This is a genomic window from Streptomyces sp. NPDC097981 (assembly GCF_040302565.1).
GTDB lineage: Bacteria > Actinomycetota > Actinomycetes > Streptomycetales > Streptomycetaceae > Streptomyces.
This window is the reverse complement of record NZ_JBEORW010000012.1, coordinates 190072-199767: the sequence shown is the minus strand read 5'-3', so window position 1 is coordinate 199767 and position 9696 is coordinate 190072. Positions and strand designations below refer to the sequence as shown.

Annotated in this window: 8 protein-coding genes; 2 read left to right on the top strand and 6 right to left on the bottom strand. The window is 72.2% G+C overall.

Going from position 1 to position 9696, the window contains the following annotated elements; translation table 11 throughout:
• Positions 1–694: 694 nt before the first annotated feature.
• Positions 695–1693, top strand: coding sequence for a tryptophan--tRNA ligase (gene trpS, locus ABTY04_RS14985; RefSeq protein ID WP_352213785.1), 999 nt, complete (start codon positions 695–697; stop codon positions 1691–1693).
• A gap of 60 nt (positions 1694–1753) precedes the next feature.
• On the opposite strand, the gene proC is transcribed toward trpS, so the two are convergent.
• The 5 genes from proC to ABTY04_RS14960 form a co-directional block, all read right to left on the bottom strand.
• Positions 1754–2563, bottom strand: coding sequence for a pyrroline-5-carboxylate reductase (gene proC, locus ABTY04_RS14980; protein WP_352213784.1), 810 nt, complete (start codon positions 2561–2563; stop codon positions 1754–1756).
• A 138-nt stretch (positions 2564–2701) separates the two neighbouring features.
• A complete protein-coding gene (locus tag ABTY04_RS14975; protein ID WP_352213783.1) occupies positions 2702–3439 on the bottom strand; it encodes an ABC transporter permease in 738 nt (245 codons plus the stop codon).
• On the bottom strand, positions 3436–4308 hold the full coding sequence (locus ABTY04_RS14970) for an ABC transporter ATP-binding protein (protein ID WP_502996638.1): 873 nt from the start codon (positions 4306–4308) through the stop codon (positions 3436–3438). Before ABTY04_RS14970 ends, ABTY04_RS14975 begins: the two co-directional genes overlap by 4 nt.
• Before the next feature lie 77 nt (positions 4309–4385).
• Complete coding sequence (locus ABTY04_RS14965; protein ID WP_352213782.1) at positions 4386–4919, bottom strand: hypothetical protein; 534 nt, start codon at positions 4917–4919, stop codon at positions 4386–4388.
• 61 nt (positions 4920–4980) lie between these two features.
• The gene (locus ABTY04_RS14960) at positions 4981–5283 is read right to left on the bottom strand and encodes an SH3 domain-containing protein (RefSeq protein ID WP_352213781.1); all 303 of its coding nucleotides are present in this window, start codon (positions 5281–5283) and stop codon (positions 4981–4983) included.
• Positions 5284–5390: 107 nt separating this feature from the next.
• On the opposite strand from ABTY04_RS14960, the gene ABTY04_RS14955 reads away from it, so the two are divergent.
• Entirely contained in the window at positions 5391–7550 is a 2160-nt protein-coding gene (locus ABTY04_RS14955) for a serine/threonine-protein kinase (protein ID WP_352213780.1), read from the top strand.
• Between the two features lie 287 nt (positions 7551–7837).
• On the opposite strand, the gene ilvD is transcribed toward ABTY04_RS14955, so the two are convergent.
• Positions 7838–9685 (bottom strand): dihydroxy-acid dehydratase, encoded by a 1848-nt coding sequence (ilvD, locus tag ABTY04_RS14950; RefSeq protein WP_352213779.1) that lies wholly within the window; start codon positions 9683–9685, stop codon positions 7838–7840.
• Between the last annotated feature and the right edge of the window lie 11 nt (positions 9686–9696).

Sequence of the window (9696 nt, the reverse complement as noted above, 5' to 3'; positions counted from 1 at the left end):
CGCTGTTGAGTTCTCAAGGAACGGACGCTTCCTTCGTACTCACCCTCTCGGGCTTTCCTCCGGGCTTTCGTTCTTGCGTTTCCGACTCTATCAGAGTCGGTCCCGCTTGCTTTCCAGGTCCTTCGCTTTCGCGTTTTCCCTTTCCGGCGATTCCGACTCTATCAGATCCTTTCGGGCCTGACTCCCAGTCAGCGGGCCTCCCGCGAAGCGGAAGTTGTTGCAGTCTGCTTGGGCCGTTGGGCCCTTGCAGCGAGTGAGACAGTAGCGGATTCCTTGCCCCCGAACCTAATCGGGGGCCGCGTCCTCGGACACGGATTCCTCATTCGCAAATACGCATGAAAACGAGACGACGCAGTGCATCGTTCGTTCGAATGTGTAGTGCGGGATGGCTGTCCGGGGACCGACCGGAGTCGGCGCTCACGTCGGACAACTCGAAGAACCTTACGGATCTCGGAGTTCTGTGTCAACTCCAGGACAGGGCTCGCCCCTGAAGGCTACGCTCTCCCCCATGACTACGCATGCGCTCACGTCCAGCCTTCGCTGGTGGGCCGCCTGACGGCGGCCGACTTCCACGCGAGCACGCATGCGCTCACGGCCGCCGCTAGGGCGGCCGTTTCTGTTTCTCCCCTCCCGGGAGTGGCTCGGTCGCCCGCCGCGGCAGCCTCCACACCAGCCACGAACAGGGAGACAGGACATGACGAGGATCTTCAGCGGGGTCAAGCCGACCGGGCATCTGACGCTGGGGAACTACCTGGGGGCCATCCGGCAGTGGGTCGCCGCCGACCAGGAGCCGGGCGATGCGCTGTTCTGCGTCGTCGACCTCCATGCGCTGACCGTCGAGCACGATCCTGCGCGGGTGCGCCGGCTCAGCAGGCAGGCGGCGACGCTCCTGCTCGCCTCCGGGCTGACCCCGCAGAAATGCACCCTGTTCCTGCAGAGCCACGTCGACGAGCACACCCGGCTCTCGTACCTGCTGGAGTGCACCGCCACCGACGGGGAGCTGCGGCGGATGATCCAGTACAAGGAGAAGTCCGCCCGGGCGCTGGTGTCCGGGGAGGGCGTACGGCTGTCGCTGCTCACCTATCCCGTGCTCATGGCCGCCGACATCCTGGCCTACGAGGCCGACGAGGTTCCCGTGGGTGACGACCAGCGGCAGCACGTGGAGCTGACCCGGGATCTGGCGGTGCGGTTCAACCAGCGGTACGGGCACACGTTCACGGTGCCGAAGGCGACGTCCCCGGTGGTGGCCGCGCGGGTGATGGACCTTCAGGAGCCGACGTCGAAGATGGGGAAGTCCGGCGGCGCGGGCCCCGGTGTGGTGTTCATGCTCGACGAGCCCGAGGTGATCCGGAAGAAGGTCATGCGGGCCGTGACCGACAGCGGGGACGGCGGGGTCGTCTACGACCGGGAGGCGCGGCCCGGCGTCGCGAACCTGCTGGACGTGCTGGCCGCCTGCACCGGCGGAGAGCCGGCCGTGCTCGCCGACGGGTACAGCGGGTACGGGGCGCTCAAGCGGGATGTGGCCGACGCGGTGGTGGAGCTGCTGCGGCCGGTACGGGAGCGGCATGCCGAGCTGGCGGCCGATCCGGCGGCGGTGGAGAAGGTACTGCGGGAGGGGGCCGGGCGGGCGCGGGCTCTGGCGCGGCCCGTCGTGGACCGGGCGTACCGGGCGATCGGGCTGCTGGAGCCCTGAAGGCCCGAGCGCGGGGTACGGGCGCCTGCCTGCGCGGGGGCCCGTACCCGCGGCTCTGTGTCAGCTGTTGCCGGAGGCGAGTTCACGGCTGCGGTCGCGGGCTGCTTCGAGGGCTGCGATCAGGGCGGCCCGGACGCCGTGCCGTTCGAGCTCGACGATCGCGTTGATGGTGGTGCCGGCCGGGGAGGTGACGGCCTCGCGGAGCTTGACCGGGTGCTCGCCGCTGTCGCGGAGCATCACGGCGGCGCCGATGGCGGCCTGGACGATGAGGTCGTGGGCCTGGGCGCGCGGCAGGCCGAGGAGGATGCCGGCGTCGGTCATCGCCTCGACGAGGAAGTAGAAGTACGCGGGTCCGGAGCCGGAGAGGGCGGTGGCGGCGTCCTGCTGGGACTCGGGGACGCGCAGGGTCTTGCCGACGCCGCCGAAGATCTCCTCGGTGTGGGCGAGGTGTTCGGCGGTGGCGTGGCTGCCGGCCGAGATGACGGACATGGCCTCGTCGACGAGGGCGGGCGTGTTCGTCATGACGCGGACGACGGGGGTGCCGGAGGCGAGCCGCTCCTCGAAGAAGGAGGTGGGGATGCCGGCGGCGCCGCTGATGACCAGGCGGTCGGCAGGGACGTGCGGGGCGAGCTCTTCGAGGAGCTTGCCCATGTCCTGCGGTTTGACGGTGAGGATGAGGGTGTCGGCGCGCTTGGCGGCCTCGGCGTTGCTGACGGCCTCGACGCCGTAGCGGGAGCGGAGCTCTTCCGCGCGTTCGGGGCGGCGGGCGGTGACGAGGAGCTTGGAGGCGGGCCAGCCGCCGCGGATCATTCCGCTGAGCAGGGCCTCGCCGATCTTGCCGGTACCGAGGACTGCGACTGTCTGGGTCATGCCCGATTCACCTCGCCGAACTTTCGTGCACGTGCGCTGGTATGCGTCTACGTGCTCATCCTTGCACCCGTGCCCGGAACGGCGGGGCGCTGTCCGCAGTCCGGTCAGGGGCAGGGGCGCGGGGGCAGGGGCGCGGGGTCAGGGCGTGCGGCGGCGGAGGGTGGCCGCGCCGAGGACGAGGACGAGCAGCGCGCAGGCGGCGACGATCACGGCGTCGCGGACGAAGTCTGCGGTCATGTCGGTGTGGGTGAGGACCTGGTTCATGCCGTCGACGGCGTAGGACATGGGCAGGACGTCGGAGATGCCTTCGAGGACGGGGTGCATGGTGTTGCGGGCGGCGAAGAGGCCGCACAGCAGCAGCTGGGGGAAGATCACGGCCGGCATGAACTGGACGGCCTGGAACTCGCTGGCGGCGAAGGCGGAGACGAAGAGGCCGAGGGCGGTGCCGAGCAGCGCGTCGAGGAGCGCGACGAGCAGGAGCAGCCAGGGCGAGCCGACGACGTCGAGGCCGAGGAACCAGAGGGCGAGGCCGGTGGCCAGGAGGGACTGGACGACGGCGACGGCGCCGAAGGCCAGGGCGTAGCCGCCGATGAGGTCGCCCTTCCCGACCGGCATGGCGAGGAGGCGTTCGAGGGTGCCGGAGGTGCGCTCGCGCAGGGTGGCGATCGAGGTCACCAGGAACATGGTGATCAGGGGGAAGATCCCGAGGAGGGACGCGCCGATGCCGTCGAAGGTGCGCGGGCTCCCGTCGAAGACGAAGCGCAGCAGCGTGAGCATCAGTACGGGGACCAGCAGCATCAGCGCGATGGAGCGGGGGTCGTGGCGCAGCTGGCGCAGGACGCGGGCGGCGGTGGCGGCGGTGCGGGCTGTGTTCACGGGGTCTGCTCCTGGGCGGCGAGGGTGTTCGCCTCGTCGACGAGGCGGAGGAAGCCCTCCTCGACGGTGGCGGAGTGGGTACGGGTACGCAGTGCGTCGGGGGTGCCCTGGGCGAGGATGCGGCCTTCGCGCATGAGCAGCAGGTCGTGACAGCGCTCGGCCTCGTCCATGACGTGGGAGGAGACGAGGATCGTGGTGCCGCGGGTGGCGGCGATGTCATGGAAGAGGTGCCAGAGGTCGCGGCGCAGGACGGGGTCGAGGCCGACGGTGGGCTCGTCGAGGACGAGCAGCTCGGGGGTGCCGAGGAGCGCGACGGCGAGGGAGACGCGGCTGCGCTGGCCGCCGGAGAGGTTGCCGGCGAGGGCGGTGGCGTGGGTGGTGAGGTCGACGTCGGCGATGGCGCGGGTGACGGTGTCGCGGCGGCGGTCGGCGACGGCGCGGCGACGGCTCTCCCCGGCGAAGCGAGGGGAAGGGTCGAGGACGGCGGCGAAGTAGTCGAGGTTCTGGCGGACGGTGAGGTCGTCGTAGACGGAGGGGGCCTGGGTGACGTAGCCGATGCGGGAGCGGAGCTCGGGGTGGCCGGCGGGGCGGCCGAGGACGTCGAGGGTGCCGGTGACGTGGGCCTGGGTGCCGACGATGGAGCGCATGAGGGTGGATTTGCCGCAGCCGGACGGGCCGAGGAGGCCGGTGATGCGGCCGCGGGGGACGTCGAAGGCGATGCCGTCGATGACGGTGCGGGGGGTGCGGCCGGTGCCGCGGCGGACGGTGAGGCCGTGGGCGTGTACGGCGGTGGGCGCGGCGGCGTCCGTGGTGTCGGCCGTGGCTTCCGCTGTTGCGGTGGCGGCCTCCCCCTCTCGATTATTCATCATGTGATGAATAATGCTCCTGGCGGTGCCGCGGCGTCAACAGGCCGGGGCCCGGCGGGTGCGGGCCGAGTGGGCGGCGGCTACTTCTTGCGCTTGGGGCGGCGCGCGGCCGGGTTGCCCGTACGGGCGCTGCGGCGGCGGGCGAATTCCGCCTGCGCGCGCTCGTACTCGGCGCGGCGCAGCTGCTCGCCGGGGGCCTCGGCGAAGCAGCGCAGGAAGTACGCGATGAGGGAGCCGATGAAACCGATCGTCTTCAGGCCCTTGAGGGCGGCCTCGTCCGAGGACGGGGCGGGACGGCGCTTGAAGGAGTCCCAGGTCTTGACGAAGGCGATGGAGCTGGCGATCGCAAAGAGGACGACGACGGAGATGCTGAGGAACGGGCCGACGTTGCCGATCTCCAGGCCCTCGTAGGAGAGGCGGAGCAGGACGGCAGCGGCCACGGCGGTGACCAGCGAGCCCGCGCCGACGGCTGCACGGCGCAGGGCGTAGTGGCCGTCGTGGTTCACCCAGGTGGTGCCGAAGAACCGGATCGGCTCGGGCTCGGGCCCCGCGGGAGCCGCAGGGACCTGCGCGGCCGGCTCGGCGGGGGCGTGGTCTCGCTGGTCGTCGCTCACACCGGCGATTATCTCCCGCCGGGCGGCCCTGGCCGGCGTCGTCTCACGTGTCAGACACGTACTAACCGCAGACGGTGGCGACGTAGCCGTCGGTGCCCGTCTTCACGTAGGCGTCGGACACGAACCGTCCGTTGCCGATGCAGTCCCAGATGTCCGTCGTGCCGTACGGGCCCGAAACGGTCGTGCCGTCGCACTGGCAGCGGATCGTGACGGTCGCGCCGTACGGCAGGGTGTCGATGACCGAGTAGCCGGTGCCGGGGCCGCTGCGGACGTTCACGCGGTAGCCCGGAGCGACCGGAAAGGTCTGGAACCCCGAGTCGGCGGCAAGGCTCTGGACTTGGCCGGAATCGTTCTCTTCAGACATGCGAAATCTCCCCCCACGGGTGTTGCCGTGCGCAACTCGCGCAGGGTAGCAGGACCCTTGGAGATTCGTACGGCCCATCGACTAGGCTCCGGCGGGGGTGGTGAGCGGTGCATTCGCTGCGCGCGGACTACGTGGGATTTCCGGAGTACGCCGGGCAGTACCGGCTCGAATCGGTGCTCGGCTCCGGCGGGATGGGCATCGTCCACCTGGCCACCTCCGACTCGGGGCTGAAACTCGCCGTCAAGATCGTGCATCCGCAGCATGCGGTCGATCCGGAGTTCCGGGCACGGTTCCGGCAGGAGGTCGCCGCCGCCCGGCGGGTCAGCGGGGCCTTCACGGCGCCCGTCGTGGACGCCGATCCGGATGCCGAGCGGCCGTGGATGGCCACCCTGTTCATCGACGCCCCGACGCTCGCCGAGCGGGTACGGGAGCGGGTGCTGGACCCCGTCGAACTGGCCCGGCTCGCCGCCGGGCTGGCGGAGGCCCTGCGGGACATCCACCGGGCGGGCGTGGTCCACCGGGACCTGAAGCCGAGCAACGTGCTGATGGCCCCGGACGGGGTGCGGGTCATCGACTTCGGCATCTCGCGGCCGGCGGACAGCGATCTGCGGACCGAGACGGGAAAGCTGATAGGGACGCCCCCGTACATGGCGCCGGAGCAGTTCCAGCGGCCGCGCGAGGTGGGGACGGCCGTGGACGTCTTCGCCCTGGGTGCCGTGCTCGTCCACGCGGCGACGGGGCACGGCCCCTTCGACTCCGACAGCCACTACCTCGTGGCGTACCAGGTCGTGCACAGCGAGCCCGACCTGACCGGGCTGCCGGAGCCGCTCGTACCGCTCGTCGCACGGTGCCTGGCGAAGGAGCCGGCGGACCGGCCCACCGCGGAGGAGCTGATCGCGGAGATGCGGGCGGTGGCGTACCCGACCTCCGAGGACACGCAGACGTTCGTTCCGCAGCAGCGGCGCCCGGCCGGGGCCGAGGCGGACGCGGCGGAAGCCACGCACCGCAGGGAGCGGGTCGCCGTCGGGCCCGGCCCCGGTCGCGGAGCGGGTCCGGGTCGTGGGCTGCGCAGGGCGCGGCCGGCCGTGGTGGCGGGCGCCGCGGGGGTCGCGCTGCTGCTGGCGGGCGGGGCGCTGGCCGGCTACCTGCACGTCGGGGCACGCCCCGGTCCGCCGGGGCAGATCGCCGCGAAGGCCGGTCCGATGGCCCCGAAACCCCGCGCCCCGTGGGCGGTTCGGCTGGGCGAGCCGGGGGCCGGCAACCGGACCGCGTCGTGCTCATGGCAGGCGGCCCTGTACTGCACGGGGCCGGGTCTGGCCGTGGCCCGGCTCGACCCTGCGAACGGCTCGGTGCAGTGGTCGGTGAAGGCGACCGCCCCGGCCGCCCGGACGGCGGTGGACAGTGCGCCGCTGCACGCGGGCGGACTCGTCCTCGCGGTGGCTCCGGGCAGCGGGACGCTCCAGGCGCTGGATCCGGGGACGGGTGCCGAGCGCTGGAAGCGGAAGCTGCCGGACGGTGCGCGGGCGGTGGCCGCGGGCGGGCAGGTGCTGCTCGTGCCGCCGGACGGAGGCGTGACCGCGCTCGACGCGGCGAGCGGCGCCCCGCTCTGGACGAAGCAGCTCGGCGGGACGGGTTCCGCGTGGTGGGGCGGCCCGGCGGAATCCGGACCGCCGGTGATGTACGTGGCGACGCCCGAAGGCGGCGGGACGACGCACCTCACGGTGGTGGACCCGGCGAGCGCGGCAGTGCGCTGGCAGGTCCGGACCCCGGGGCAGCTGCGGCCGGTCGGAGTCGCGCACGGCGGGCTGTTCCTGCTGGACGGCGACGCCGAGGGCAGGACCGGCACGGTGGTCCGGGTGGACCTGACGACGCACGCCGTCCAGCGGGTCCGGCTTTCGGCGCCCCTGTCCGACGCGCAGGCAGTGGTGGGCCCGGACGGCGTCGTCTATGCCGTCGGGGTCTCGGGCGCGCTGGTCGCGGTGAGCGACACCAAGGAGGAGTGGCGGCTGGAGACGGGCCTGGCCGTGGCCTCACAGCCGGTGGCCGCGAACGGCCGGATCCATCTGGCGGCGCCGGACGGGCGGCTGCTGGCGGTGGACACCGCCACCCGGCGGCTGGTGGGGCAGACCGATCCGCGGATGGGCGACGGGCGGAACACGTTCGCGGCGACGCTGCCGGCGCCGGTGGCCGCCGACGGGCGGGTGTTCGGGACGGCCCCCGACGGGTCCGTGTTCGCCGTGGACGCCGGGAACCCTGCCGGGTGGTGACCCCGGACGGGCAGCCGTGACGCGGGCGCAGGATCAAACGGGCCGCGGCGCGAGAGCGGACCGGCCATGGCGCGGACGCGGGATCGGACGGGCCGCGGCGCGAGAGCGGACCGGCCGCGGCGCGGACGCGAGAGCAGACCGGCCACGGCGCGATGGCGCCGGACCGGACCCTGCACCGCACTGCGCCGTCCCGCCCACTGGTCCGGATGCGGCGAACCCCGCCGGGGGGCTTCCCCCGGCGGGGTTCGAGGTCAGCGCTCCGGCCGCAGCGCAGGGCCGGGGGCGCGTCAGAGCAGGCTGACGTCGCGGACCGCTCCCTTGTCGGCGCTGGTGGCCATCGCGGCATACGCGCGCAGGGCCGCGGAGACCTTGCGCTCGCGGCTCTTCGGGGCGTAGACGCCGCCGAGGGCCTCGTGGCGCGCCGCCAGGGTGGCGTCGTCGACGAGGAGCTCGATGCTGCGGTTCGGGATGTCGATGCGGATCCGGTCGCCGTCCTCGACGACCGCGATGGTGCCGCCCGAGGCCGCCTCCGGGGAGGCGTGGCCGATGGACAGGCCCGAGGTGCCGCCGGAGAAGCGGCCGTCCGTCACCAGGGCGCAGACCTTGCCGAGGCCGCGGCCCTTGAGGAAGGACGTCGGGTAGAGCATCTCCTGCATGCCGGGGCCGCCGCGCGGGCCCTCGTAGCGGATGACGACGACGTCGCCCGGCTGGATCTCCTTGCGGAGGATCTTGTCGACCGCCTCGTCCTGCGATTCGCAGACGACCGCCGGGCCCTCGAAGGTCCAGATCGACTCGTCGACACCGGCCGTCTTCACGACGCAGCCGTCCTCCGCGATGTTGCCGCGCAGGACCGCGAGGCCGCCGTCCTTGGAGTACGCGTGCTGGACGGAGCGGATGCAGCCGCCCTCGGCGTCGAGGTCGAGGGTCTCCCAGCGCTCGGACTGGGAGAAGGCGGTGGCGGAGCGCTTGCAGCCGGGGGCCGCGTGCCACAGTTCCATCGCCTCGGCGGTGGCGGTGCCGCTGCGGGCGTCCCAGGCGCCGAGCCAGTCCTCCAGGTTCTCGGAGTGGACCGTGGTGACGTCCTTGTTCAGGAGGCCGCCGCGGTGCAGCTCGCCCAGGATGGCGGGGATGCCGCCGGCGCGGTGGATGTCCTCCATGTAGTACGTGCCGCCGGGGGCGACGTTCGGGGCGACCTTGGCCAGGCAGGGGACGCGGCGCGAGACGGCGTCGATGTCGGTGAGGTCGTAGTCCAAGCCCGCCTCCTGGGCGGCGGCGAGGAGGTGGAGGATCGTGTTCGTGGAGCCGCCCATGGCGATGTCGAGGGCCATGGCGTTCTCGAACGCCTCGCGGGTCGCGATGGAGCGGGGCAGGACCGAGTGGTCGTCCTGCTCGTAGTGGCGCTTGGTGATCTCGACGATCGTGCGGCCGGCGTTCTCGTACAGGGCGCGGCGGGCCGTGTGCGTCGCGAGGACGGAGCCGTTGCCGGGGAGGGCGAGGCCGATGGCCTCGGCCAGGCAGTTCATCGAGTTGGCGGTGAACATGCCCGAACAAGAGCCGCACGTGGGGCAGGCGTTCTCCTCGATCCGCAGCACGTCCTCGTCCGAGACGTTCTCGTTGGAGGCGTCGACCATGGCATCGATCAGGTCGAGCTTGCGGACGGTGCCGTCCACCAGCGTGGCCTGCCCGGCCTCCATCGGACCGCCGGACACGAACACGACCGGGATGTTGAGGCGCATGGCGGCCATCAGCATCCCGGGCGTGATCTTGTCGCAGTTGGAGATGCAGATCAGCGCGTCGGCGCAGTGCGCCTCGACCATGTACTCGACGGAGTCCGCGATGAGATCGCGGGACGGCAGCGAATACAGCATGCCGGCGTGCCCCATGGCGATGCCGTCGTCGACCGCGATGGTGTTGAACTCGCGCGGGATGGCGCCCGCGGCGCGGATGGCGTCGGAGACGATCCGGCCGACCGGGGCCAGGTGCGTGTGCCCGGGGACGAACTCGGTGAAGGAGTTGGCGACCGCGATGATCGGCTTCCCGATGTCCTCGCTCGCTACGCCCGACGCACGCATAAGGGCGCGTGCGCCCGCCATGTTGCGGCCGTGGGTGACGGTGCGGGACCTCAGCTCGGGCATCGGGTTCACTC